The organism is Streptomyces sp. F63, from assembly GCF_018070345.1.
Lineage (GTDB): Bacteria > Actinomycetota > Actinomycetes > Streptomycetales > Streptomycetaceae > Streptomyces.
Map to the genome: position 1 here is coordinate 41,487 of NZ_JAGPXX010000004.1, position 23,836 is coordinate 65,322.

Consider the following 23,836-nt stretch of genomic DNA (forward strand, 5'->3'; position numbering starts at 1 on the left):
CGGGCCGTGCCGGCCGGCCGCGCGGTCTCCGGGGCGCGCGGGCCGTCCCCGGTCCGCCCCGGGGCCGAGGGGGCCGACCGGGCCGAGGAAGCCGACGGGGTTGCCCGGTCCATGCCCCGGACCAGGGTGCCCGTGGCCACCGGGCCGTCGGCGGCCGCCCCGGCTCCGGCCCCGGCGCGGCCGCCCCGGGCGGCGGGTGCCGCAGCCGGCACAGCGGGCGCGGCGGGCGCGGACGGCGCAGCATGCGCGGCCGGCCCGGCATGCGCCGGTGCACCGGGCGCCGCGGACGCCTCCGCGGCCGTGCGGCGGTCCGGCGGCGGGGTGGCCCCGGCGGAGTCCGGCGCGCCCTGACCGCGCGCGCAGGCCGCCCGTACCAGCCGCACCGTCTCGGCCCGGTGGTGGCGGACCCGGTGCACCCGCAGCCGCCAGCCGGGGAGTTCGGCGGTGTCCCCGACGGCCGGGATGCGGCCGAGGAGGTCGGCGACGAGTCCGGCCACGGTCTCGTACGGCCCGTCCGGCGCCGCCAGTCCGACGCTCCGCAGCGCGTCGATCCGGCAGCCGCCGTCGGCGTCCCACGCGGGCCGGCTCTCCTCGGCCGGGGCGGGGGCCAGTTCCGGCCGTACGGCGGCGTCGTGCTCGTCGCGCACCTCGCCGACCAGTTCCTCGATGATGTCCTCCAGGGTGACGACCCCGGCCGTGCCGCCGTACTCGTCGACGACGACGGCGATCGGCTGTTCCCGGCGCAGCCGCTCCAGCAGCCGCTGCACGGGCAGGGTCTCCGGCACCATCAGCGGGGGCACACTGACGCGCAAGACCGGCGTGCGCAGCCGCGCGGGCGCCGGTACGGCGAGGGCGTCCTTGAGGTGGACCATGCCGACGACCTCGTCCAGCCGCTCCCGGTAGACGGGGAAGCGGGAGAGCCCGGTGGCCCGGGTGAGGTTGACGACGTCCGCCGCGGTGGCCGAGTCCTGCAGCGCGGCGACCCGCACCCGCGGGGTCATGACGTGCTGGGCCGAGAGCCCGGCCAGTGACAGGGTGCGGACGAACAGATCGGCGGTGTCCTGCTCCAGTGCCCCGGCGCGCGCCGAGTGCCGGGCGAGGGAGACCAGTTCACCGGGGGTGCGGGCGGAGTCCAGAGCGTCGGTCGGCTCCACGCCCATGCCGCGGACGAGCCGGTTGGCGACCCCGTTGAGCAAGGTGATCACCGGCCGGAAGACGGCGGCGAAGGCGTACTGCGGCCCGGCGACGAACCGGGCCACCGCGAAGGGCCGCGACACCGCCCAGTTCTTCGGGACGAGTTCGCCCACGACCATCTGCAGGGCGGAGGCCGCGAGGACACCGGTGACCACGGCCACCCCGGGGACGGCGCCCGGCGGCAGTCCGGCGGCGGTGAGCGGCCCGGCCAGCAGCCGGGCGAGCGCGGGCTCCGCGAGCATGCCCACGACGAGGGAGGTGAGGGTGATGCCGAGCTGGGTGCCGGAGAGCTGGAAGGAGAGCTCGCGCAGGGCCTTGACGACGGTGCGGGCGCGCGGGTCGCCCTCGGCGGCGGCCCGTTCGGCGTCCGCGCGTTCGACGGTGACGAGGCCGAACTCGGCCGCCACGAAGAAGCCGTTGGCGAGGATCAGCAGCAGGGCCGCGGCCAGCAGGAGAAGGGGAACGATCATGCCGCCGCCTCCGGGGGGAGGGCGGCGCGGGTACTACAGGACGAACCGTCCATCGGCTGGGGAATTCACTCCTCGGCTCGCAGGTGCCCCGCGGGGCACGCACGCTGCCGCGGTACCCGTCCGGTGCGGGGCGGGGCGCGCGTCGCGCCGCCACGGGACAGGGTAATCACTGCTCCTGGGCCTGCGAAGGCACGCGGACGGGCGATCCGGGTTTCCCGGGCACCGCGGTGCCGGATGCGCGGCCCCCGGGGGCGGGCGGTGTCCGTCCGGTCCATCCGGTCCGTTCAGTCCGCCGTATGGCCCGTGCCGTAGTGGTCGGCGAGGGCCCGCAGGGCGCGGGCGTCGGCGATCGCCTTGTCCCGGGCGACGCCGGGCTGGATGCCCATGGCGGGCAGATGGGTGCCGTCGGCGAGGTCCAGATGGACCCACGGGTCGCCGGGCCGCAGGTTGACCCGCAGCACCTCCGCCCAGGAGAGGCGGCGCCGGACGGTCAGGTTGACCACCGTGATGCCCTCCTCGTCGGCGTCGATCCGGGGGCGGCTGAGCAGCACCATGACGCCCAGGCCGAGCAGTCCGACGAGGATGAAGCTGGAGCGCTCGCCGAGGCTCAGGGCGGGCAGCACCAGGGCGAGGACCGTCAGGGTGGCGAGCACCGCCGTGCCCGCGCTCAGCAGGATCACCCGGGTGCGGGTCGGCCGGAACGTCAGCGGCAGCGCGGGCAGGCCGGCCGGGCCGGGCCGGCCGGCGGGTGCCCCGCCGGGGGTGGAGGAGCACACAGGGGGCGCCGGGGGTTCGGGCCCGCGCCCGCCCGCCCGGGCGGGCGCGGACGGCGGTTCTACAGGCGGCAGGCGTGGATGCCGGTGGTGAGGATGGCCCGGGCGCCGAGGTCGTACAGCTCGTCCATGATCCGCTGGGCGTCCTGGGAGGGGACCATCGAGCGGACGGCGACCCAGCCCTCGTGGTGCAGCGGGGAGACGGTCGGGGACTCCAGGCCGGGGGTGAGGGCGACGGCGCGCTCCACCTGCTCCACGCGGATGTCGTAGTCCATCATCACGTAGCGGCGGGCGACGAGGACACCGTGCATGCGGCGGAGGAACTGCCGCACCTTCGGATCCTCGCCGTCCTCGCCGGTGCGGCGGATGACGACGGCCTCGGAGCGGAGGATCGGCTCGCCGATGATCTCCAGGCCGGCGTTGCGGAGGGTGGTGCCCGTCTCCACGACATCGGCGATGATCTCGGCGACGCCGAGCTGGATGGCGGTCTCGACGGCGCCGTCGAGGCGGACCACGGAGGCGTCGACGCCGTGGTCGGCGAGGTGCTGCGTGACGAGCCCGGCGAACGACGTGGCGACGGTCATGCCGCCGAACTCGCCGACCTCCTTGGCGGTGCCGGGGCGGGTGGCGTAACGGAAGGTGGAGCCGGCGAAGCCGAGCTGCATGATCTCCTCCGCGTCCGCGCCCGAGTCGAGCAGCAGGTCGCGGCCGGTGATGCCGATGTCGAGCCGGCCGGAGCCGACGTAGACGGCGATGTCGCGGGGGCGGAGGAAGAAGAACTCGACGTCGTTGTCGGAGTCCACCAGGACCAGCTCGCGGCGGTCCTTGCGCTGCTTGTAACCGGCCTCCTGGAGCATCTCCGACGCAGGCTCGCTGAGAGCACCCTTGTTGGGGACGGCGATGCGCAGCATGAGGCGTTCCTTCGCTTCTTCGGGGCGGCGGGGCGGCGTTCTTCGGGGCGTTCGTCCGCCGGGCACGGGGGCCGGGCCGGGGGCGAACGGGTACTTCGGGCTGTCGCCGCGGGCGGCGGCCACCGCGCCGGCCGCGCGGCGCGGCGGGGCGGACGGCGGCGGTCGCGGACCGCGGCGCGCGCCGCCGGGGGCGGGCCCCCGGCGCGGCGCTGCTCAGAGGTGAGCGTATACGTCGTCCAGGGAGATGCCCCGGGCGACCATCATGACCTGCAGATGGTAGAGGAGCTGCGAGATCTCCTCGGCGGTGCGGTCACGGCCCTCGTGCTCGGCGGCCATCCACACCTCGGCCGCCTCCTCGACGACCTTCTTGCCGATGCTGTGCACGCCCTGCGCGACCAGCTCGGCGGTGCGGGAGGTAGCGGGGTCGCCGGTGGCGGCTTTGTGGCGGAGCTCGGTGAAGAGCTCCTCGAATGTCTTGTTCGCCATGGTGGCTACAACTTACCGGTTCGCGTTCCCTGCTTGCCCGGCGCCTCGGTGCGCCGCCACGGTTCGGCGACGGAGCGGAGCGTGGTGGCGGTGGCGACGGCGGCCATCACGGCCTCGTGGCCCTTGTCCTCGCGGCTGCCCTCCAGGCCGGCCCGGTCCAGGGCCTGCTCCTCGGTGTCGCAGGTGAGCACGCCGAAACCGACCGGCACGCCGGAGTCGACGGAGACCTGGGTGAGCCCCTGGGCCACGCCCTGGCAGACGTATTCGAAGTGCGGGGTGCCGCCCCGGATGACGACGCCGAGGGCCACGATGGCGTCGTAGCCGCGGCCCGCCAGCACCTTGGCCACGACCGGGAGTTCGAAGCTGCCGGGGACGCGGAGCACGGTGGGCTCCTCGATGCCCAGCTCGCCGAGGGCGCGCAGGGCGCCGTCCATCAGGCCGTCCATCACCTGCTCGTGCCACTGCGCGGCGATCACGGCCACCCGCAGATCGCCGGAGTCCCGCACGGACAGTTCGGGGGCACCCTTACCGCTCACGTCTGTCGTCTTCCCTCGCGTCGTGCCCGCCGGGGCGGGACTGTTGCCTGTTGCCTGGTGTCGCTGTCGGTGTTGTGCGTCTGTGCCGGTGCCCGTGCCGCCGGGGCCCGGCGGGCTACTGGACGTGGCGGGCCGACGGCCGGCCGTCGTCCAGCCAGGGCAGGTCGTGGCCCATCCGGTCGCGCTTGGTGCGCAGATAGCGGAGATTGTGCTCCCCCGCCGCGATCGGCGCGGGCTCCCGGACGACCCGCAGGCCGTGCGCGAGCAGGGCCGCGGTCTTCTCCGGATTGTTGGTCATCAGCCGCAGGCTGCGCACGCCCAGGTCGGTGAGCATCCGCGCGGCGGCGGCGTAGTCCCGGGCGTCGGCGGGCAGGCCGAGTTCCAGGTTGGCGTCGAGGGTGTCCCGGCCGTGCTCCTGGAGTTCGTACGCCCGGAGCTTGGACAGCAGTCCGATGCCCCGGCCCTCGTGGCCGCGGAGGTAGAGGACGATGCCGCGCCCCTCCTCGGTGACCCGGGCCAGGGACTCCTGGAGCTGGGGTCCGCAGTCGCAGCGCAGCGAGCCGAAGATGTCGCCGGTGAGGCACTCGGAGTGCACCCGGACGAGGACGTCCTCGCCGTCGCCGATGTCACCCCGGACGAGGGCGATGTGCTCGACGCCGTCGGCCGTGGAACGGTAGCCGTGGGCGCGGAAGTCGCCGAAGGCGGTGGGCAGCCGGGTCTCGGCCTCGCGGCGGACGGTGGGCTCGGCCACCCGGGAGACAGCGGGCTCGGCCGCCCCCGAGACGGTGGGCTCGGTCTGCCGGCGGTGGGCGACCAGGTCCTCGATGGAGATGACCGCCAGGCCGTGCTTGCGCGCGAAGGCGACGAGTTCGGGCAGCCGCATCATGGTGCCGTCCTCGGCGGCGATCTCCACGATCGCGGCGGCGGGGCGCAGTCCGGCGAGCCGGGCGAGGTCGACACCGGCCTCGGTGTGCCCGTTGCGGGCGAGGACGCCGCCGGGCCTGGCCCGCAGCGGGAAGACGTGGCCGGGGCGGACGAAGTCGCCGGGCGTGCTGTCCCCGGAGGCCAGCAGACGCAGGGTGGTGGCGCGGTCGGCGGCGGAGATGCCGGTGGTGACACCGTGCCCGGCGGAGGCGTCGACGGAGACGGTGAAGGCGGTGCCCATCGACTCGGTGTTCTGCCGCACCATCTGCGGGAGTTCGAGCCGGTCGAGGGTGTCGCCCTCCATCGGGGCGCAGATGAGGCCGCGGCACTCGGTCATCATGAAGGCGACGATCTCGGGGGTGGCCTTCTCCGCGGCGATGATCAGGTCGCCCTCGTTCTCCCGGTCCTCGTCGTCCACGACCACGACGGGCCGGCCGGCGGCGATGTCGGCGATGGCGCGCTCGACGGGGTCGAGGACGATGCCGTCGTCCGCGTACCGGTCGTGGGTGTCCTGGAGTGCGGTGCTCATGCTGGCTCCTTCGGTGCTCCACGGGCCGGGGCCCGGAGTGTCGCCGGCTCCCGCGGGGCGGGGCGGCGGTGCGGCGGCGCGGGCGGCGGCCGGTGCGGCGGCCCGCGCGGGGGCGGGGGCGGTCATGCGGAGTTCTCCGTGGCCGCCGCCCCGGCCGGCACGGCGCGCGGCGGGGCCGCTCCGGCCACGGCGGGCACCGGCTGCCGGCGGGTGTGCAGCCACCAGTCGCGCAGGCCCCACAGGACGAGCACGAAGTAGATGAGGTAGACCAGGCCGGAGAACGGCAGTCCGCTGCCGAACGCCAGCGGGACGCCGACCACGTCGACCAGCATCCAGGCGAACCAGAACTCGACCAGCCCGCGGGCCTGGGCGACCATCGCGGCGAGGGTGCCGACGAAGATGTACGCGTCCGGCCAGGGGCTCCAGGACAGGGAGGGCACGGCGGTGAACAGCCCGCCGACAGCCAGGGTGCCGAGGGCCGTGCCGGCCGCCAGCAGGCCGCGCTCCCGCCCGGTGGCGAAGCGCACGGCGAGGGTGCCGTCCCCGGTCCGCCGCTTCCCGGTCCGCCACTGCCGCCAGCCCCACACGGCGACGCCGATGACGAGCAGTTGCTTGCCGACTCCGCCGCTGAGCTGCGCGGAGGCGTAGGCGGCGACGAGGACGGCGCCGGAGAGGAGTTGGGCGGGCCAGGTCCACAGGGAGCGGCGCCAGCCGAGGGCGAGGGCGATCAGGCCCAGGGTGTTGCCCACCATGTCGGACCAGATGACGTCCTGCCCGAGGACGGTGAAGGCGTGGGTGTTCAGCCAGCCGAAGGCGCTCATGCGGCGGCCTCCCCGGCGGCCTCCCCGGCGGCCGCGGCGGCGGCCCCGGCGGCGTGCGCGCCGGCGGGAGGGGCGCCCGCGCCGAGCAGCCGTTCGACGTACTTGGCCAGGACGTCGACCTCCAGGTTGACCGGGTCGCCGGCCTTCTTGATCCCCAGGGTGGTGAGGCCCAGGGTGGTCGGGATCAGGCTGACGGTGAAGTGGTCGTCCGCCGCGTCGACGACGGTGAGGCTGACGCCGTCGACCGTGATCGAGCCCTTCTCGACGACGTAGCGGGCCAGCCCGGGCGGCAGCGAGACCGTGACGATCTCCCAGTGCTCGCCCGGCTCGCGGCCGGTGATGATGCCGGTGCCGTCGACGTGTCCCTGGACGAGGTGGCCGCCGAGGCGCCCGCCGAGCGCCATGGGGCGTTCGAGGTTGACGCGGCTGCCGGGGACGAGCGCGCCGAGACTGGAGCGCTTCAGGGTCTCGGCCATCACATCGGCGGTGAACTCGCCGCCGGCGGTGTCGACGACGGTCAGGCACACACCGTTGACGGCGATCGAGTCGCCGTGCTTGGCGTCCGCGGTGACCAGCGGGCCGCGCAGCCGGAAGCGGGAGGAGTCCCCCAGGTCCTCGACGGCGGCGACCTCGCCCAGTTCTTCGACGATTCCTGTGAACACGTCAGTTCTCCTCGGAGGCGGAAGGGGCGGAGGCGGCGGGGGCGGTGTCCGGGGCGGGCCCCCTGGGAACAGCGGTGATCCGCAGATCCGGACCGCAGCGGTCGGCACCGGTCACGTCCAGGCGCAACGCGTCGGCGATCGTGCCGATTCCGGCGTCCGCGAGAACGGCCGGTCCGGCGCCGAGCAGAGCCGGGGCCAGATAGCCGACGACCTGATCGACGGCACGGGCGGCCACGAAGGCCCCGGCGAGGGTGGCCCCGCCCTCCAGCAGCACGGACCGCACCTCCCGCTCGTACAGGGTGCGGAGCAGCATCGGGATGGACAGGCCGCGGCCGCCGGGCGCGCGCGGCAGGCGCACCACGGGGGCGAGTCCCTCCAGGTGCGCGGCGTCGGCGTCCTCGGCGACGGCGACGAGGGTGGGCGCGCTGCCGTCCAGGATCCGGGCGCCGGGCCGGACGGCGGAGGCGTTGCTGTCGACGACGACGCGCAGCGGCTGGCGGAGCCCGGCGCCGAGGGTGTCGAGCAGCGCCGGGTGGCGGACGGCGAGCTGGGGGTCGTCGGCGCGGGCGGTGCCGGAGCCGACGATCACGGCGTCCGCCTCGGCGCGCAGCCGGTGGACGTCCGCGCGGGACTCGGGTGAGGAGATCCAGCGGCTGGTGCCGTCGGCGGCGGCGGTCCGGCCGTCGAGTGTCGCCGCGTACTTCCAGCGGACGAACGGCCGGCGGCGGCGTACGGAGGTGAGCCAGGCGAGGTTGACCTCTTCGGCCTCGTCCGCCAGCAGTCCGCCCTCGACGTCGATCCCGGCGGCGGTGAGGGTGGCGGCCCCGCCGGCGGCCGCGTCGTGCGGGTCGGCGACGGCGTAGACGACGCGGGCGATCCCGGCGTCGATCAGCGCGCGGCTGCAGGGGCCGGTGCGGCCGGTGTGGTCGCAGGGCTCCAGGGTGACGAGGGCGGTGCCGCCGCGGGCGCGTTCGCCGGCCGCGCGCAGGGCGTGGATCTCGGCGTGCGGGCCGCCGGCGCGCCGGTGGTATCCCTCACCGGCCACGTCCCCCGCGGCGTCGAGGATCACGCAGCCGACGACGGGATTGGGGCTGGTGGAGCCGGTGCCGCGGGCAGCGAGCGCGACGGCCCGCCGCATGGCGCGGGTCTCGGCCGTACGGGGCGCTTCGGGGGCCACCGGGTCCTCCTGCCTCTGCGGGCACGGACTCCGGGGCTGTCGACGAGGACAGAGGCGGACGTCACACGCGGGGCGGCGCGGATACGGCCGCACGGCTCACCCCGGACGGGGCGGACCGCGCCGCTGTACGACGGCGCACCCGGTGCTCGGCCGCCGCGCACTGCCTCCCATCCGGACTTTAACCGTCGGTCCAGGAATCTCACCTGGTCAACCGGCCACTGGCAGTGGCCGGGTCGCGGACTTTAACCGCCGGTTCGGACTTTCACCGACCCCGGAGTGCGCTGACGTCACTGGTACACCCCCAGTCTGCCACGCGAGGGCGGCGGCGACCCGGGCGGGTCTTGTGTCCTCCCTCACAGCGCGCTCCCCGTGCGTCACGCTCCGCCGGGGCGGGCCGCGGCGGGCCCGGAGGCTGCGTAGGGTCGGCGACCGGCGGTGACCTGCGGAAACGGGACGGTGACCGACAGCGGGCGACGGGAACGGCGGCGCCGCCACCGCTCCTGTCGGGGACGGGCGGGACCGGAGCGGGGCACCGGGGCCCGTCATGGCCGGATCCGGGCTTGCGGCCGGGCCGTGCGGGCTCGCCCGCCGCGGCACCGCACCGCCGGTAACGCGCGGGCTCCGCACCGGCGCCGCGTTCCGCGGCCGGGGCCGAAGCGGCGTCCCGGAGCCGCGTCCCGGAGCCGTGTTGTCAGAGCTGTCCCGGCCAGTCGTCCGGGCCGCCGCCCCGCCACTCGATCAGGGAGGGGTCGTCGAGGTGCACCTCGTCCGGGTCGAGCCCGGCGCGGCGCAGGAATTCGAGGAGATCCCGGGGGCCGGTCGCGGTGCCGGCGCGTTGGCCGCGGATCTCGACCCGTCGGCCGGTGCCGGCCGGCGGATGCACGAGGACAGGCGGCTTGTCGTTCATGTGTTCCAGCCTGCCCCCGGCCCCGGCACCCCGCACATCGGTGACCGCCGTCACTCCGCGCACGGCCGTAACGCCCCCGGAGCACCCCCCGTAATATTGGCGGGATTTCATCGTCGCCGACCCCCGGCGACGGAGCGGACGGAGTGGAGTGGTCATGGGCCTCGGCGTGGGCTGGAAACTGCACGGCGACGGGCGCGTGCCCGCCCCCGGTGCGGTCGTCGGGCCGGAGGAACGGCTGTCGTGGCCGCGGACGGCGGGGCTGGGCGCGCAGCATGTGGTGGCCATGTTCGGGGCGAGCTTCGTCGCGCCCGTGCTCATGGGTCTGGATCCGAATCTGGCCATCATGATGTCCGGCTTCGCCACCATGATCTTCCTGCTGGCGACGCGCGGCCGGGTGCCCAGCTACCTCGGCTGCAGCCTCTCCTTCGTCGGGGTGGCGGCGGCGATCAAGGCACAGGGCGGGGGGATCGCGACGATCACCGGGGCGATCCTGGTCGTCGGCGTCGCGCTGTTCCTCAGCGGGCTGGCCGTGCGGACGTTCGGGGCGCGCGTCATCCACGCGGCGATGCCGCCCGTCGTCACCGGCGCCGTCGTGATGCTGATCGGCTTCAACCTGGCCCCGGTGACCGCCTCCGTGTACTGGCCGCAGGACCAGTGGACCGCGCTGCTGACGATGCTGTTCACCGGGCTCGCCGTGGTCGTGCTGCGCGGTTTCTGGTCGCGGATCGCGATCTTCCTCGGGCTCGTCTTCGGCTACGGCGTCTCCTGGTTGTCCGACCTCGGTCTCGGAAAGATCCACTCGGTCCAGGGCGGCACCGAGGCCGTGGACCACTGGCGGCTGGACCTCTCCGGCGTCGCCGACGCGGCCTGGTTCGGGCTGCCGTCCTTCCACGCCCCGCAGTTCGAGCTGTCGGCGATCCTGGTCGCCCTGCCCGTGGTGATCGCGCTGATCGCCGAGAACGCCGGCCATGTGAAGGCCGTCGGCGAGATGACCGGTGACCCGCTCGACGACGAGCTGGGCACCGCGATCGCGGCGGACGGCGCGGGCAGTGTCCTCTCCACGGCCGTCGGCGGCCCGGCCACCACGACCTACGCCGAGAACATCGGCGTGATGGCCGCCACCCGGGTCTACTCCACGGCCGCCTACTGGGCCGCGGCCCTCTTCGCCCTGCTCTTCGGCCTCTGCCCCAAATTCGGCGCGGTCGTGGCGGCGATCCCCGGGGGCGTGCTGGGCGGCATCACGGTCATCCTCTACGGCATGATCGGCCTGCTCGGCGCGCAGATCTGGGTGCACAACAAGGTGGACCTGCGCAATCCGCTGAACCTGGTGCCGGTGGCCGCGGGCGTCGTCATCGGTGTCGGCGGGGTCAGCCTGCGGATCACGGACACCTTCGAGCTGAACGGCATCGCGCTCGGCACGATCGTGGTGCTCAGCGGCTACCACGTGCTGCGCGTCATGGCCCCGGCCCACCTGAAGGCGGAGGAGCCGCTGCTGGACGAGGGCACCACCTCCTACGACGACGCGGCCCGGGAGGAGCCGGACGGCACCGGCACGGACACCGGCAGGGACACCGGCGCGGGCACCGCCGCGGGCACCGGCACCGCCGGAAAGTGACTCCGGCCCGCCGGGCGGGCCCGGGTACGTCCCGGCGCCGCCCGGCGGGAGCAGGTACGGCTCACGCGGCGGCCGGACCGACCACGGCGGCCGGGCCCCGGGGGGCCACGAGCCCGCCGTCAACCGGGAGTTGACCGACGTGTACGCCACCGCTAGGCCGTTCCGGTCACAAACAGTGACACCACGGGACAGACGCACACGGAAATGTCACCGTGCGTGCATGACCACTACGGAACCACGGGCAGCGGCCGAGGTGCGGGACGCGATGGATCGGATGCGCGCCCTGGAGGCCGCGCTTCCCCGGCAGGACGGTGTCGCCGTCTTCAACCGCGTCTATCTGTCGGTCACCGGGGAACTGGAGCGGCGGATCGCGGCGGGCCACTTCCGGGACCCGGCGCTGACCGCCGAGTTCACGGCGCGCTTCGCCCGCCGCTATCTGGCGGCGGTGGACGCCGATGGAGCCGGGCGCCGGGCGCCGGCCTGCTGGCGCCCGCTGTTCCAGCACCGCCGTCACCCGGGCGTGCTGCCGGTGCAGTTCGCCCTCGCCGGGGTCAACGCCCACGTCGGGCACGACCTGGCGCTGGCCGTCGTGGACACCTGCGCGGCCCGCGGCTGCGAACCGCGCGCCCTGCGGAGCGACTACGAGCGGGTGGACGACGTCCTCGTCGAGCTGGAGGAGCGGGTCCGGGAGGAGCTGATGCCCGGTCCGGACCTGCTGGACGTCGCCGATCCGCTGACGCATCTCACCGGTTCCTGGTGCCTGATCCGCGCCCGGGACGCCGCGTGGGCCGCGTCCCGGGTGCTGTGGGAGTTGCGCGGGGCGGAGGGGCTCCGCGAGGAGTTCCGGGAGCGGCTCGACACGGGGACCGGCATGGTCGGCCGCTTCCTCCTCACACCGCTGGGCTGACGGCACGGCGGCCGTGCCGTCAGCCCCCTGCTCCCCTCAGTCCTCCGGCAGTTCGACCGGCGCGATCGCGTCGTAGACGTCGCCCGGGCCCGGGTTGGCCGGGTCCGTCGTGCCGCCCAGATGGCGCATGACGCCCCAGACGGCGTTCAGCGCGGTCTGCACGGCGCCCTCGGCCCAGCCCGCCGTCCAGGAGACGTCGTCGCCCGCGAGGAACAGCCCCCGCCGGTCCTCCGGCAGCCGGTCCTGCACGAAGTGGGTGAACAGCCGGCGCTGGTAGCGGTAGTGGCCGGGCAGGTTCGCCTTGAACGCGCCCATGAAGTAGGGCTCGTCCTCCCAGGAGACGGTGACCGGGTTGCCGATGATGTGCCGCCGGATGTCGACACCCGGGTAGATCTCGCCGAGCGACTTGAGCATGACCTCCATCCGCTCGTTCGCGTCCAGCGGGAGCCATTTCAGGCTGTCGTCGCACCAGGTGTAGGAGAGGCAGATCACGGCGGGCCGGTCCGGGCCGTCGTCGAGCAGATACGTGCCCCGGGTCATCCGGTCGGTGAGCGTCATGCTCATCACGTCCCGCCCCGTCGGCTCGCCCTTGTCGTCGACGGCCTCGTCCCGCCAGAACGGCCGGTCGACGGGGACGAAGAGCTTGGAGGACTCCATGTAGTGGGTGCGCTCGATCGCCGTCCAGTGGTCGATCGGGAAGAGTGCGTCATCGCACTCGATCTTGGACAGCAGCATCCAGCTCTGCGCCGTGAAGACCGCGGCCCGGTAGGTGCGGATGTCGCCGCGTGCGTCGGTGACGGTGACACGGTTGCCCGCCGTGCGGTGCAGCCGCGTGACGGCCGGGCGCGGCTCCCCGTCCGCGTGCAGCCCGGCCAGGGAGGTGCCGTGCGGCCAGTGGACGAGCTTCCCGGGCCGGTGCTCCCAGAGCCGCAGCGGCAGCTGCTGGCTGCCGCCGACGATGCCGCGGTGGTCGTCGTCCGCGCCGGTGTAGACGACGCGCAGGATCTCCAGGATGGAGTTGGGGAAGTCGGTGTCCCAGCCGCCGGTGCCGAAGCCCACCTGGCCGAAGATCTCCCGGTGCCGGAAGGACCGGAAGGCGTCGGAGTCGCAGAGGAAACCGTAGAAGGTCTGGTTGTCGAGCTTCTCCACCAGCCGGGACCAGATCTCGCGGATCACCGGGACGTCCCGCTCGCGCAGGGCGCGCTGCATGGCGGAGAAGTCGGCGCCCTCCTCCAGGCAGGCGTTCCAGGCGTTCATGACCTGGGTGTAGACCTCGGGGAGGTCGTCCAGGGTGCGGGCGTAGTGCGACTCGCCCTTGAGGTCCACGACCGTGGACGGAGTGGCGGGCGAGAGCGGGTTGGGAAAGGGGCGGGTCTCCAGCCCGACCAGGTCCACGTAGTGCTGGAAGGCGGTGGAGGACGGCGGGAAGCGCATGGCGCCCATCTCGGCGGTCAGGGACGGGTCGCAGCCCTCGAAGCCGACGGTGCGCAGCCGGCCGCCGATCCGGTCGGCCTCGTAGACGACCGGCTTGAGGCCCATCTTCATCAGCTCGTAGGCGGTGACGATGCCGGAGAGGCCACCGCCGATGACGGCGACCTCGGTGCCGTGCTCGGTGGCGGGCACGGAGCCCAGCCCGGCCGGGTGGGCCAGGAAGTCGTCGTACGGATAGGGGAAGTCCGGGCCGAACATGGTGATGGGCGGCTCGGCCTGGGCCTCGGCGTGCTGCTCGTCGTGGACGGCGGTGGGCACGGACGTCATCGGCTGGGGTCTCCTGGAGGTGCGGTACGGCGGGTGCGGGTGCGGGTGGTGGTGCGGGTGGTGGTGCGGGTGGCCGGGTGGTGCGGGTGGTGCGGGTGGCCGGATGCGGCCGGCCGGGCGCGGGCGGCGGTCCGTCAGCCCGCGGTGAGCGGGCCGTAGAGCTCGGGGCGCCGGTCGCGCAGGTAGGGAGTGGCCGCGCGGGCGCGGTCGAGCAGGTCCCGGTCGACGTCGGCGATGAGCAGGTCTTCGGCGGTCCCGGCGCGGACGGGGACGGTGCCGTCGGGGGCCGCGAGGCAGCTGAGCCCCGTGAAGTCGAACTCCCCTTCGGATCCGCAGCGGTTGACGTAGGCGATGTGGAGCTGGCTCTCCCAGGCGCGCGCCGGGACGAGCGTCCGCGCCACGACCTCGTACGGACGCATCAGCGCGGTCGGCACGAGCAGCAGTTCGGTGCCGGCCAGGGCGTGCGCGCGCACGGCCTCCGGGAACTCGACGTCGTAGCAGATCAGCAGGCCGAGCCGGGTGCCGTCCAGCTCGGCCTGGACGACCGGCTCACCGCCCGGGGTGAACTGGGCGGTCTCGAACTCCCCGTAGAGGTGGGTCTTGCGGTAGCCGGCGAGCGGGGTGCCGTCGGGACCGGTCAGCCGCACGGAGTTGTAGAGGGCGTCGCCGTCCCGCTCCGGGTAGCCGAGGCCGATGGCGAGCCGGTGTTCAGCGGCGATCCGGGCGACCCGCCCGGCGGACGGCCCGTCGGCGGGCTCGGCCAGCGCGGGCAGCCGGCCGCCGACGGCATACCCGGTCAGGAACAGCTCGGAAGTCAGCAGCAGCCGGGCGCCGGAGGCGGCGGCGCGGCCCGCCGCCTCCTCGAGAAGCCGCAGGTTGTGGGCCACATCGCCGGGGCGTCCGGAGCTCTGGAGCAGGGCGGTGCGCAACGGCGGCATGGAGATCCTCGGGGGTACGAAACGGGCGATGAGGGGACGGAAAGACGGTACGGTCGCCCGATCCGGCGGGACAAGCCGCTTCCGTTGCCGCCCGCAGGCGATTCATTGCGCCCGCTGGGTCCGGTGCGGCGATTCGTTGCGCGATGGGGTCCGCACCCCGCCGGCGCCCGCCGGGTCCCCTCCCCGCTGCCGCGCCCCTCGGGCTACCGGGGTGCCCCGGAGCCGTAGCGCCGCAGCAGCGGGGAGAGCACCAGGACGGACTTGGTGCGCTCCACATAGGGCTCGCCCGCGATCTGCTCCAGCACCCGTTCGAAATGCCGCATGTCGGCGGCGAAGATCTGCGCGATGGCGTCCGCGTCTCCGGTCACGGTGGACGCGGACACCACCTCCGGGTAGCGCGAGAGGCCGCGGCGGATCGCCTCCGGGGTGGTGTGGCGCCGGCAGTAGATCTCGATGAACCCCTCGGTGGCCCAGCCGAGCGCCGCCGGGTCCACCCGTACGGTGAACCCGGTGATCGCCCCCTCGGCCCGCAGCCGGTCCACCCGGCGCTTGACGGCCGGGGCGGAGAGGCCGACCTCCGCGCCGATGTCGGCGTAGGAGCGGCGGGCGTCCTCGGCGAGGGCGTGGACGATGCGTTCGTCGAGCTCGTTCAGTCGCACTGCGGATGGATCACTTCTCTGTGCGGAGGGGCTGCGCGCGGCACCGCCGGCGGGGCGGGCGCCGGACGGCGGTCGCCACAGCCGCAGTACAGCACAGTCCGCCCCTCCCCTGCCGACGGGGAGCGCGGCGGAGCGCCCGCTCCGGGCCCCGGGGGCGCCGTGCCCGTACGACACCCCGCGCCGCGCCGCCGCCTGCGGCCGTCAGAGCCAGCTGGCGTGGAGCGGCTTGCCCTCCGCGTAGCCGGCGGCGCTCTGCACACCGATGACGGAGCGCTCGTGGAACTCCTCCAGGGAGCCCGCGCCCGCGTAGGTGCAGGAGCTCCGCACCCCGGCGACGATCGCGTCGATCAGGTCCTCGACGCCCGGGCGGGCCGGGTCGAGGTACATCCGGGAGGTGGAGATCCCCTCCTCGAACAGGCCCTTGCGGGCGCGGTCGTAGGCCGACTCCTCGCTGGTGCGCTTCTGCACGGCCCGCGCGGACGCCATGCCGTAGCTCTCCTTGTAGAAGCGCCCGCCGGGGTCCTGCTGCAGATCACCGGGCGACTCGTGGGTGCCGGCGAACCAGGAGCCGATCATCACGTTGGACGCGCCCGCGGCCAGCGCCATGGCGACGTCCCGCGGGTGCCGCACGCCGCCGTCGGCCCAGACGTGCCTGCCGTGCCGGCGGGCCTCGGCCGCGCATTCGAGGACGGCGGAGAACTGGGGGCGGCCCACTCCGGTCATCATGCGCGTGGTGCACATGGCGCCCGGCCCGACCCCCACCTTGACGATGTCCGCGCCCGCGTCGATCAGATCGCGCGTGCCCTGGGCGGAGACCACGTTGCCCGCGACGACCGGCACCGGCGGATCCAGGGCGCGGATCGCCTTCAGGGTGCTCATCATGCTGTCCTGGTGGCCGTGCGCGGTGTCCACGACCAGGGTGTCCACACCGGCGGCCACCAGCCCTTCGGCACGGCGCACGGATTCCCCGTTGATGCCGACGGCGACGGCGATGCGGAGCCGGCCGTCCGCGTCGGTGTTCGGGGTGTAGAGCGTGGCGCGCAGGGCGCTCTTGCGGGTGAGGATGCCGGCGAGACGCCCGTCCTTGCCGACCACCGGGGCGAGCTTGCGGTGGGCGGCGTCGAGGCGGTTGAAGGCGTCGCGCGGGTCGACACCGTCCTCCAGGAGCAGCAGTTCCCGGGACATCACCTCGGAGAGCTGGGTGAAGCGGTCCACGCCGGTCAGATCGGTCTCGGTGACGACGCCCACGGGCCGGCCGTCCTCGACGACGATGCCCGCGCCGTGCGCCCGCTTGGGGAGCAGGGAGAGCGCGTCGGCGACGGTCCCGGTGGGGGCGAGGGTGATGGGGGTGTCGAAGACCCGGTGCCGCTGCTTCACCCAGGAGATGACCTCGCTGACGACGTCGAGCGGGATGTCCTGCGGAATGACGACGAGACCACCGCGCCGGGCGACGGTCTCCGCCATCCGGCGGCCGGCGATCGCCGTCATGTTGGCGACCACGATGGGGATGGTGGTGCCGGTGCCGTCGGGGGTGGCGAGGTCCACGCCGTGCCGGGAACCCACGGCGGAACGGTTCGGCACCATGAAGACGTCGTCGTACGTCAGGTCGTGCGGAACCGGAGCTGTCTCGACGTGGCGCCCCGTGCCGGGCTCAAGGAAACGCATGGGTCTCACATTTCGGTGGAACGGCGCAGGTGACTCCCACGTGGACACGGCAAAGGACCCCCGGCTTCCCTTGCCGCTCCTCCGCGAGGGCGGGCGGGCGTGGCGGGTACGGCGGGGGTTCGCGTGCCAGGCAGTGAGACCTGCCTTGCCCCGGAATTTTACCGGATCATCCGGCCACGGGCCCGGGCAGGCGCTCGGGCCGGGGCCGCTCCCGGCCCCGGGCGGACGTCCGGGGAGGCGCCGGGGCGGCGGGGTGCCGTCACCCTTCCGCGGAGTCCGCTCCGTCCGGGTCGGCGCGGTCGAGCGCCGGGCGCGGCTTGGGGCCCGTCTCCTGGAGAAGGTGGTCCGCGGCGGCCGTGTCCGTGACGAGGCTGGTGACCAGTCCGGAGCGGAGCACGGCGTCGATCGCGGCGGCCTTGCGCCGCCCGCCGGCGATGGCGACCACCTCGGGGATGCGCCGCAGCCGGTCGGCCTCGACGGTGATGCAGCGCTCGCCCAGATCGCGCCCGATCCGGCGGCCGTCGGCGGCGAAGAGGTGCGCGGACATCTCGGCGACGGCGCCCAGCGAGGCGTAGTGGGCGCGCTCCTCCTCCGACAGCATGTCGTGGACGGTGGAGATGCCGGGCTCCCAGGAGCCGATGGAGACGGCCGCGACGGTCACCTTGTCGAAGTACTCGAAGGCGCGGGCGATCCCGGGCTGGGCGCGGAGGGCGGCGGCGGTCGTGGCGTCCGGCAGCAGCATCGGCGCGTAGATGGGGTGCGCCTCGCCGCCCGAGACGGTCGCCGCGCGCCGGACGGCCTCCACGGAGCCGCGTTCGGCGGTGCCGGCGTCGTAGACCCCGGTGAGCTGGACGACGGTGCAGGGCGGGAGGCGGTTGAGGGCGGCGGCCATGTGGATGGTGGAGCGGCCCCAGGCGAGGCCGAGGACATCGCCCTCGTTGACGAGTTCGCCGAGCAGGTCGGCGGCGACCTCGCCGAGGTTCTCCGGGTCCACGCCGTCGTCCTCGGCGTCGGAGGGCGATTCGACGACGACGGCGTTCCGCAGGCCGTAGCGGGCGCGCAGCGCGTCGGAGCGCTCGGCGTCCAGTTCGGCCGGCACCCGGATCTCGATCCGGACGAGATCGCGTTCGAGCGCCGTCTCCAGCACGCGGGCGACCTTGAAGCGGCTGACGCCGAACTCCTCCGCGATCTGGATCTTGGATTTTCCCTCAAGGTAGAAACGGCGGGCCATGGCCGCCGCCTGCACCAGCTCCGCGGGTCCCATCCGCATGGCTGATCGGCCCGTCGACACCGCGTTCTCCTTCACTGTTCACTGTCCCCTTCGCGCACCCGCCGCCATCCTGTCAGAAGCGGCGGTCGCCGGCCGGTCCTCGCGTTCCACCGCCCCGGAGAGTTCACCGGAGTTCATCGCTCCGTGTCCTCCGGGCCCGGTGTCAGTGGCTGCAGGCCCAGCCCGCCGTGGCGGTGGTCTCCTCGGCCTGGCGGCGCAGGGCGCGCACCGCGGCGGCCGGGTCGTCCGCTCCGTAGACGGCGGAGCCGGCGACGAAGACATCGGCTCCGGCCTCGGCACAGCGCTCGATGGTGTCCGCCGAGACACCGCCGTCGACCTGGAGCCACATCTGCAGGCCGTGCTTGGCGATCAGCTCCCGGGTACGGCGGATCTTCGGCAGCATGATGTCGAGGAAGGCCTGTCCGCCGAAGCCGGGCTCCACGGTCATGACCAGGATCATGTCGAGCTCGGGCAGCAGGTCCTCGTAGGGCTCGACGGGGGTGGCGGGCTTGAGCGCCATCGAGGCCCTGGCCCCCTTGGCCCGGATCTCGCGGGCGAGCCGGACCGGCGCGGCCGCGGCCTCGGCGTGGAAGGTCACGGAGCCGGCGCCGGCCTCGACGTAGGCGGGGGCCCAGCGGTCCGGCTGTTCGATCATGAGATGGCAGTCCAGCGGGGTGTCCGTCGCCCTGCTCAGCGACTCGACGACCGGCACGCCGAGGGTGAGGTTCGGGACGAAGTGGTTGTCCATGACGTCGACATGGAGCCAGTCGGCGCCCTGGACGGCCTTCGCCTCCTCCCCGAGGCGGGAGAAGTCGGCGGAGAGAATGCTGGGACTGATCTGCACGGCCATGGGGACAGCCTGCCATGCGCGGGAGGGGTCCGCCGACGCCCGTTTCCGGCATTCCATGACCCTCCCTCCCCAACCGACCGAGAACGATTTCATGACGGCGGCAGCCGCCTGCCGGCGGAACGGGCCGGCCGATGCGCCCCCGGGCGGTCCGGCCCGTGCCGCCCGCCCGGGGCGCACGCGCCCACCAAAGCAGCAATCCACCATTAAGCAGATTATCCGTCCATAAGGTGCAAGCCTGCGTGTATGGCACCGAACGGAAAGGAACACCTGTGAAGCAGAACGGGATGCGGCTCGGCCTGACGGTCCTGGCGGCACTGGCCCTGGCGGGCGGAGGCGTGTCGGCCGCCCAGGCACACGACGGGTACGGGGACGGCCACCACGGCGGCACGACCTTCGTGGTGCACGGGGACAACAACCACTTCGCGGTCGGGGACGAGAACGTCATCGGCCGGGACGGCGTCGTCAGCTCGGGCCACAGCGACACCAACGGGGCCGGGGCCGGCGAGGAGGTCGGCACACCGGCCCAGCCGTACGGCACCGTCATCAGCCCCAGCGGTGTCGTGAAGCGGGCCCAGCCGACCACGAACTCCGCGAACCTCGGAGTACTCGCCTACCACGCCCAGGTCGGGCTGAACTGCAAGGTCCACGGCCAGAACGTCGACGGCAACGACCTCTGGTACCTGCTGCGCGACGGCTCCGGATGGGTCGCCGCCCGGTACGTCCAGAACACCGGCACCGTGCCGTTCTGCTCCTCCGTGGAGGACTCGGCGGGCGGCGGCACCCAGGCCCAGTCCCTCCGCGGCACCGAGCGGGACGACGCCATGAGCGCCGCGGAGCGCACCGCGACCGCGGCCCCGGGCACCGCGGCCCCGGACCGCACCGACGCGGCCGGCCCGCGGGGCTGAGCCCCGAGGCGGCCGCCCGCAGAGGCACCCGGCTCCGGCCGGTACGGGTGGGCGTACGCTCCCCCGTACCGGCCGGAGCGTCCGGGCCTGCTGAGGCTCACCGGTCACCTGTGCCACGACCTCCAGCAGCAGCCCCGGACGGTCTCCGCGCTGTTCCTCCTGCGTGCCCGGGCAGCGGGGCCCGGCGGGCCGGTGCGCCGCCGTCGGACCGGGCGGACCGGTCTCCACCCGGCCTGCCGGCTCCGGACGGTCAGGACGTGCGGCGCAGCAGGGCCAGGTACATCGCGTCGGTGCCGTGCAGATGGGGCCAGAGCTGGACGTCGGGGCCGTCGCCCAGCGCGGGGACACCGGGCATCAGCGGCCGCGCGTCGAGGAGTTCGGCCCCGGGCGCCGGTCCGCCGCGGCCCCTCAGCACGTCGTCGACGACGGCGCGGGTCTCGGCGAGGTGCGGTGAACAGGTGGCGTAGCCGACGACGCCGCCGACCCGGACCGCGTGCAGCGCCTCCCGCAGCAGTCCGCGCTGGAGCGGCGCGAAGCCGTCCAGGTCCTCCGGGCGGCGGCGCCAGCGGGCCTCGGGGCGGCGGCGCAGCGCGCCGAGCCCGGTGCAGGGGACGTCCACGAGCACCCGGTCGAAGCTGCCGGGCCGCCACGGCGGCCGGGTGCCGTCCGCGGTGACCACCTGGTACGGGCCGGGGTTGCCGGCCAGCGCCCGCGCCACGAGCCGGGCCCGGTGCGGCTGCTTCTCCGCGGCGAGGAGCGACGCCCCCCGCCGCGCCGCGAGGGCGGCGAGCAGCGCGGCCTTGCCGCCGGGCCCGGCGCAGCCGTCGAGCCAGCGGCTGTCCTCCCCCTCCAGCGGTGCGTTGGCCAGGGCGAGGGCGACGAGCTGGCTGCCCTCGTCCTGGACGCCGGCCCGGCCCTCGCGGACCGGCTCCAGCGCCCCGGGCTCCCCGCCATCGGACAACCGCACCGCGTACGGGGACCAGCGGCCGGGCAGGGCCGACTCCTCCCCCGCCGAGTCCAGCAGTTCCCCGGCGGTCGAGCGGCCGGGGCGGGCGACGAGGGTCACCTCGGGCCGCTCGTTGTCGGCCTCCAGCAGATCCTCGATGCCCGCCCGGCCGCCGCCGAGCGAGTCCCAGAGCGCGGAGACGATCCACCGCGGATGGGAGTGGACGACGGCGAGGTGCTCCTCCGGGTCCTCGTCGTAGTCCGGCGCCACCCGCTCCAGCCAGCCGTCGAGGTCGTCGGCCGCGATCCTGCGCAGCACGGCGTTGACGAACTTCGCCCGCCCGTCGCCGAGCACCACCCGGGCCAGTTCGACGGTGGCGCTCACCGCCGCGTGGCTGGGGATCCGGGTCCCGAGCAACTGGTGCGCCCCGAGGGAGAGGACGTCGAGGACGGGCGGGTCCACCTCGCGCAGCGGCCGGTCCACGCAGGCCGCGATGACCGCGTCATAGGTGCCCTGACGGCGCAGGGTCCCGTAGACGAGCTCGGTGGCGAGCGCGGCGTCGCGGTCGTCGAAGCCGCCCTTCTCGCGTGCCGTGCGGAGCAGGGGCGGCAGGACGAGGTTGGCGTACGCGTCCCGCTCGTCGACCGCCCGCAGCGCCTCGTAGGCGAGGATGCGGACGGGGTCCTTGCGGGGACGGCGGTACGGCTTGCCGGGACGGCGGCGACGGGACTGGTCGGTGCTCACAGGGAAAGGTGCTCCGCGGGTTACGAGGACGGTCCGTCCAGACTACGACGCTCCGCCGTCCGCCCCCGTAGCGCCCCAACCGCCCTGGATCATGGTCTGGAACGCCCACTCTCCACGGCGCTTCACCAGGATGTCGGCGTACCGCAGGTTCCGGGTGTGCCTGCCGGCCGTCATCTCGGACTCGCTGTGGACGACGACGAGCGAGGGGGTCAGGAAATGCGGGGTGCGCACCGACTCGAAGCTCACCTCCTCGCCGCCCGCGTCCCCCAGGATCCGGCGCATCGTGGCGGTGAACTGCTCGCGGTCCCACTGCTCCGCCGAGCCCTCGCCGGCCGCGTCGTCGGTGACGACGTTGAGCGGGAAGACGGCCATGTCGGCCATCGCCTCGACCTCGCCCCGGGCGCTGAGGGCCTCGTACCGGGCGAACCACGCGTCCAGCGCCCGGCGCTCCTCGTCACCGGGGGTGAAGGCGGCTCCGGCCTCGGGGACTGTCTGCTGCTCCGTCATCCTGCTCCTCTGCTCGGCGCGGGGAATTAGTCAAGCTTGATTAATGACGGGGACTGTACTGCCCCCGCGTCCGGTTAGTCAAACTTGATGAGTGCTGATCGGGCGAGTTCGCGGATGACGTCGGGGTGGCCGGGATTCCCTGCCGAGCCGCTGCCCCGGAGGGGGTGGGGCGGAGGCGGGGATTCCCTCACGCGGCGCGCGGCCCCGGCCCGGCGCCTCGCGCCGGGTCCTGCCGCCACACCTCTGGCGCTCCCGAACTCATCGAGCGCCCCTGCCCGTTGGCGCCACCCCGGACCGGACGAGGCGCCCCCTGCCCCTCACTGCCCCGCACGGCCGGGCGGACGGACGGACGGACGGGCGGGCGGGCGGACGGACGGGCGGGCGCGGGGAGACAGGCGGGCAGGCCGGACGGACCGGGGGACGCCGCCGACCCGCCGGGCGCCGGCCCGGCTCGGCCCGGCCCGGCCCGGCACCGGACGCCGGGCCACATCGGGCCCCGGCTCCCTCGGGTACGGCCCCGTCAGGCGCCGAGCCGGTCCTCCGGGCCGATGCGGACCCCGCGGGCCCAGTCGGCGCCCCGCATCGGCTTCTTGCCCTGCGGCTGCACCCACAGCAGTTCGACGGCGTGCGAACCCGTGCCCGCGCAGACCGCGTTCTTCGCCGCGGACAGGGCGCCGGGCGCCAGATCCGTCCGCTCGGGCAGCAGCCCCACCGCCATGACCTTCAGCCGCTCGCCGCGGAACAGCGTCCACGCGCCGGGGGCGGGCGAACAGCCCCGCACGACGCGGTCGACCCGGAGGGCGGGTGCCGCCCAGTCGATCTCCGCGTCCCCGACGGTGAGCTTGGGCGCGATGCTCACGCCCTCCGCCGGCTGCGGCACCGGCTGGAGCGAGCCGTCCTCGATGCCGTCCATGGTCGCGGCCAGCAGCCCGGCGCCCGCGAGGGCGAGGCGGGTCAGCAGGTCCCCGCTGGTATCGGTCGGCTTGATCTCCTCGGTGATCACTCCGAACACCGGCCCGGTGTCCAGCCCCTCCTCGATCCGGAAGGTGGACGCACCGGTCATCTCGTCCCCCGCGAGCACCGCGTGCTGCACCGGGGCCGCACCCCGCCAGGCGGGCAGCAGCGAGAAGTGCAGATTGACCCAGCCGTGCACCGGGATGTCCAGGGCCGCCCTGGGCAGCAGCGCGCCGTAGGCGACGACGGGACAGCAGTCCGGCCCGATCTCCCGCAGCCGGGCGAGGAAGTCCCCGTCCCGGGGGCGGGCCGGCTTCAGCACCTCGATGCCCGCCTCCTCCGCCCGCTGCGCCACCGGGCAGGCGACGAGCCGCCGGCCGCGGCCGGCGGGCGCGTCGGGCCGGGTGACGACGGCCGCGACCTCGTGCCGGTCCGAGGCGATCAGGGCGTCCAGAGCGGGGACGGCGACCTCGGGGGTGCCGGCGAAGACCAGCTTCATCGGGGGGTGCACTGCCTCTCGGATCGGTCGGTTCCCGGACCGGAGCCCCTGGACACCGGGTACGGCACCGGGACGGTGCCCGCGCGGCCGGGGCCGGCGACGGAGCGCCCCAGTCTAGAGGGCCGGGACCGGGGGCGTACGCGCGGGCACGCGCCCCCCGCACCGGCCCGTGCCCCCGACACCGTGACCAGCGGGGCCCGTCGGGCGTTGGTCACGGGAGATTGACCAG

General features: G+C 74.5%; 21 protein-coding genes, 1 pseudogene and 1 riboswitch. Of the genes and pseudogenes, 3 read left to right on the top strand and 19 right to left on the bottom strand.

What is annotated here, in order from left to right; translation table 11 throughout:
* Positions 1 to 362: 362 nt before the first annotated feature.
* The 10 genes and pseudogenes from KBZ10_RS06175 to KBZ10_RS06220 all read right to left on the bottom strand — a co-directional run.
* Positions 363 to 1,664 (bottom strand): annotated as a pseudogene (locus KBZ10_RS06175) (hemolysin family protein); the annotation flags it as partial.
* Between the two features lie 284 nt (positions 1,665 to 1,948).
* Complete coding sequence (locus tag KBZ10_RS06180) at positions 1,949 to 2,440, bottom strand: PH domain-containing protein (RefSeq protein WP_307847230.1); 492 nt, start codon at positions 2,438 to 2,440, stop codon at positions 1,949 to 1,951.
* 59 nt (positions 2,441 to 2,499) lie between these two features.
* The gene (gene hisG / locus KBZ10_RS06185; RefSeq protein WP_210986488.1) at positions 2,500 to 3,348 is read right to left on the bottom strand and encodes an ATP phosphoribosyltransferase; all 849 of its coding nucleotides are present in this window, start codon (positions 3,346 to 3,348) and stop codon (positions 2,500 to 2,502) included.
* A gap of 213 nt (positions 3,349 to 3,561) precedes the next feature.
* On the bottom strand, positions 3,562 to 3,834 hold the full coding sequence (locus KBZ10_RS06190) for a phosphoribosyl-ATP diphosphatase (RefSeq protein WP_210986489.1): 273 nt from the start codon (positions 3,832 to 3,834) through the stop codon (positions 3,562 to 3,564).
* 5 nt (positions 3,835 to 3,839) lie between these two features.
* Positions 3,840 to 4,370 (bottom strand): 6,7-dimethyl-8-ribityllumazine synthase, encoded by a 531-nt coding sequence (ribH, locus tag KBZ10_RS06195; RefSeq protein WP_210986490.1) that lies wholly within the window; start codon positions 4,368 to 4,370, stop codon positions 3,840 to 3,842.
* A gap of 115 nt (positions 4,371 to 4,485) precedes the next feature.
* Positions 4,486 to 5,823, bottom strand: coding sequence for a bifunctional 3,4-dihydroxy-2-butanone-4-phosphate synthase/GTP cyclohydrolase II (locus tag KBZ10_RS06200; RefSeq protein ID WP_210986491.1), 1,338 nt, complete (start codon positions 5,821 to 5,823; stop codon positions 4,486 to 4,488).
* Between the two features lie 122 nt (positions 5,824 to 5,945).
* A complete protein-coding gene (locus KBZ10_RS06205; protein WP_210986492.1) occupies positions 5,946 to 6,644 on the bottom strand; it encodes a nicotinamide mononucleotide transporter family protein in 699 nt (232 codons plus the stop codon).
* Positions 6,641 to 7,306, bottom strand: coding sequence for a riboflavin synthase (locus KBZ10_RS06210; protein WP_210986493.1), 666 nt, complete (start codon positions 7,304 to 7,306; stop codon positions 6,641 to 6,643). Before KBZ10_RS06210 ends, KBZ10_RS06205 begins: the two co-directional genes overlap by 4 nt.
* Position 7,307: 1 nt before the next feature.
* Complete coding sequence (ribD, locus tag KBZ10_RS06215; RefSeq protein WP_210986686.1) at positions 7,308 to 8,444, bottom strand: bifunctional diaminohydroxyphosphoribosylaminopyrimidine deaminase/5-amino-6-(5-phosphoribosylamino)uracil reductase RibD; 1,137 nt, start codon at positions 8,442 to 8,444, stop codon at positions 7,308 to 7,310.
* A 192-nt stretch (positions 8,445 to 8,636) separates the two neighbouring features.
* Positions 8,637 to 8,767, bottom strand: a riboswitch (FMN riboswitch).
* A gap of 407 nt (positions 8,768 to 9,174) precedes the next feature.
* Positions 9,175 to 9,390, bottom strand: a complete 216-nt coding sequence (locus tag KBZ10_RS06220) for a hypothetical protein (protein WP_210986494.1) — start codon at positions 9,388 to 9,390, stop codon at positions 9,175 to 9,177.
* A 154-nt stretch (positions 9,391 to 9,544) separates the two neighbouring features.
* Between KBZ10_RS06220 and KBZ10_RS06225 the strand changes: the two genes are divergently transcribed.
* Both KBZ10_RS06225 and KBZ10_RS06230 read left to right on the top strand, forming a co-directional pair.
* Positions 9,545 to 11,005, top strand: coding sequence for a uracil-xanthine permease family protein (locus KBZ10_RS06225; protein ID WP_210986495.1), 1,461 nt, complete (start codon positions 9,545 to 9,547; stop codon positions 11,003 to 11,005).
* Between the two features lie 220 nt (positions 11,006 to 11,225).
* Positions 11,226 to 11,912 carry a DUF5995 family protein gene (locus KBZ10_RS06230; RefSeq protein ID WP_210986496.1) on the top strand — a complete coding sequence of 229 codons (687 nt, stop codon included), beginning with the start codon at positions 11,226 to 11,228 and terminating at the stop codon, positions 11,910 to 11,912.
* A gap of 36 nt (positions 11,913 to 11,948) precedes the next feature.
* Here the strand turns inward: KBZ10_RS06230 and KBZ10_RS06235 are convergent, their stop codons facing one another.
* From KBZ10_RS06235 to rpe, 6 genes are all read right to left on the bottom strand, one after another.
* Positions 11,949 to 13,670, bottom strand: a complete 1,722-nt coding sequence (locus KBZ10_RS06235) for an NAD(P)/FAD-dependent oxidoreductase (RefSeq protein WP_210986497.1) — start codon at positions 13,668 to 13,670, stop codon at positions 11,949 to 11,951.
* Between the two features lie 134 nt (positions 13,671 to 13,804).
* A complete protein-coding gene (locus KBZ10_RS06240; RefSeq protein WP_210986498.1) occupies positions 13,805 to 14,608 on the bottom strand; it encodes a carbon-nitrogen hydrolase family protein in 804 nt (267 codons plus the stop codon).
* 203 nt (positions 14,609 to 14,811) lie between these two features.
* On the bottom strand, positions 14,812 to 15,267 hold the full coding sequence (locus tag KBZ10_RS06245; RefSeq protein WP_210986499.1) for an Lrp/AsnC family transcriptional regulator: 456 nt from the start codon (positions 15,265 to 15,267) through the stop codon (positions 14,812 to 14,814).
* Positions 15,268 to 15,468: 201 nt separating this feature from the next.
* A complete protein-coding gene (locus tag KBZ10_RS06250) occupies positions 15,469 to 16,932 on the bottom strand; it encodes a GuaB1 family IMP dehydrogenase-related protein (protein WP_210986500.1) in 1,464 nt (487 codons plus the stop codon).
* A gap of 259 nt (positions 16,933 to 17,191) precedes the next feature.
* Complete coding sequence (locus tag KBZ10_RS06255) at positions 17,192 to 18,196, bottom strand: sugar-binding transcriptional regulator (protein ID WP_210986687.1); 1,005 nt, start codon at positions 18,194 to 18,196, stop codon at positions 17,192 to 17,194.
* Between the two features lie 169 nt (positions 18,197 to 18,365).
* Entirely contained in the window at positions 18,366 to 19,052 is a 687-nt protein-coding gene (rpe, locus tag KBZ10_RS06260) for a ribulose-phosphate 3-epimerase (protein WP_210986501.1), read from the bottom strand.
* A gap of 269 nt (positions 19,053 to 19,321) precedes the next feature.
* Between rpe and KBZ10_RS06265 the strand changes: the two genes are divergently transcribed.
* On the top strand, positions 19,322 to 19,957 hold the full coding sequence (locus tag KBZ10_RS06265) for a hypothetical protein (RefSeq protein ID WP_247701913.1): 636 nt from the start codon (positions 19,322 to 19,324) through the stop codon (positions 19,955 to 19,957).
* A gap of 250 nt (positions 19,958 to 20,207) precedes the next feature.
* Here the strand turns inward: KBZ10_RS06265 and KBZ10_RS06270 are convergent, their stop codons facing one another.
* The 3 genes from KBZ10_RS06270 to fmt form a co-directional block, all read right to left on the bottom strand.
* Positions 20,208 to 21,647 carry an RsmB/NOP family class I SAM-dependent RNA methyltransferase gene (locus KBZ10_RS06270; protein WP_210986502.1) on the bottom strand — a complete coding sequence of 480 codons (1,440 nt, stop codon included), beginning with the start codon at positions 21,645 to 21,647 and terminating at the stop codon, positions 20,208 to 20,210.
* A gap of 42 nt (positions 21,648 to 21,689) precedes the next feature.
* Positions 21,690 to 22,154: a nuclear transport factor 2 family protein gene (locus tag KBZ10_RS06275; RefSeq protein WP_210986503.1), complete on the bottom strand. Its 465-nt coding sequence runs from the start codon at positions 22,152 to 22,154 to the stop codon at positions 21,690 to 21,692.
* Positions 22,155 to 22,674: 520 nt separating this feature from the next.
* The gene (gene fmt, locus KBZ10_RS06280) at positions 22,675 to 23,607 is read right to left on the bottom strand and encodes a methionyl-tRNA formyltransferase (RefSeq protein WP_210986689.1); all 933 of its coding nucleotides are present in this window, start codon (positions 23,605 to 23,607) and stop codon (positions 22,675 to 22,677) included.
* Positions 23,608 to 23,836: the final 229 nt, after the last annotated feature.

Coding starts and splice junctions, on each gene's coding strand:
- hisG (WP_210986488.1), bottom strand. CDS start 3,348: ATGCTGCGCATCGCCGTCCCCAACAAGGGTGCTCTCAGCGAGCCTGCG.
- KBZ10_RS06190 (WP_210986489.1), bottom strand. CDS start 3,834: ATGGCGAACAAGACATTCGAGGAGCTCTTCACCGAGCTCCGCCACAAA.
- KBZ10_RS06200 (WP_210986491.1), bottom strand. CDS start 5,823: ATGAGCACCGCACTCCAGGACACCCACGACCGGTACGCGGACGACGGC.
- KBZ10_RS06205 (WP_210986492.1), bottom strand. CDS start 6,644: ATGAGCGCCTTCGGCTGGCTGAACACCCACGCCTTCACCGTCCTCGGG.
- ribD (WP_210986686.1), bottom strand. CDS start 8,444: ATGCGGCGGGCCGTCGCGCTCGCTGCCCGCGGCACCGGCTCCACCAGC.
- KBZ10_RS06220 (WP_210986494.1), bottom strand. CDS start 9,390: ATGAACGACAAGCCGCCTGTCCTCGTGCATCCGCCGGCCGGCACCGGC.
- KBZ10_RS06225 (WP_210986495.1), top strand. CDS start 9,545: ATGGGCCTCGGCGTGGGCTGGAAACTGCACGGCGACGGGCGCGTGCCC.
- KBZ10_RS06230 (WP_210986496.1), top strand. CDS start 11,226: ATGACCACTACGGAACCACGGGCAGCGGCCGAGGTGCGGGACGCGATG.
- KBZ10_RS06235 (WP_210986497.1), bottom strand. CDS start 13,670: ATGACGTCCGTGCCCACCGCCGTCCACGACGAGCAGCACGCCGAGGCC.
- KBZ10_RS06240 (WP_210986498.1), bottom strand. CDS start 14,608: ATGCCGCCGTTGCGCACCGCCCTGCTCCAGAGCTCCGGACGCCCCGGC.
- KBZ10_RS06250 (WP_210986500.1), bottom strand. CDS start 16,932: ATGCGTTTCCTTGAGCCCGGCACGGGGCGCCACGTCGAGACAGCTCCG.
- KBZ10_RS06255 (WP_210986687.1), bottom strand. CDS start 18,196: ATGGGACCCGCGGAGCTGGTGCAGGCGGCGGCCATGGCCCGCCGTTTC.
- rpe (WP_210986501.1), bottom strand. CDS start 19,052: ATGGCCGTGCAGATCAGTCCCAGCATTCTCTCCGCCGACTTCTCCCGC.
- KBZ10_RS06275 (WP_210986503.1), bottom strand. CDS start 22,154: ATGACGGAGCAGCAGACAGTCCCCGAGGCCGGAGCCGCCTTCACCCCC.
- fmt (WP_210986689.1), bottom strand. CDS start 23,607: ATGAAGCTGGTCTTCGCCGGCACCCCCGAGGTCGCCGTCCCCGCTCTG.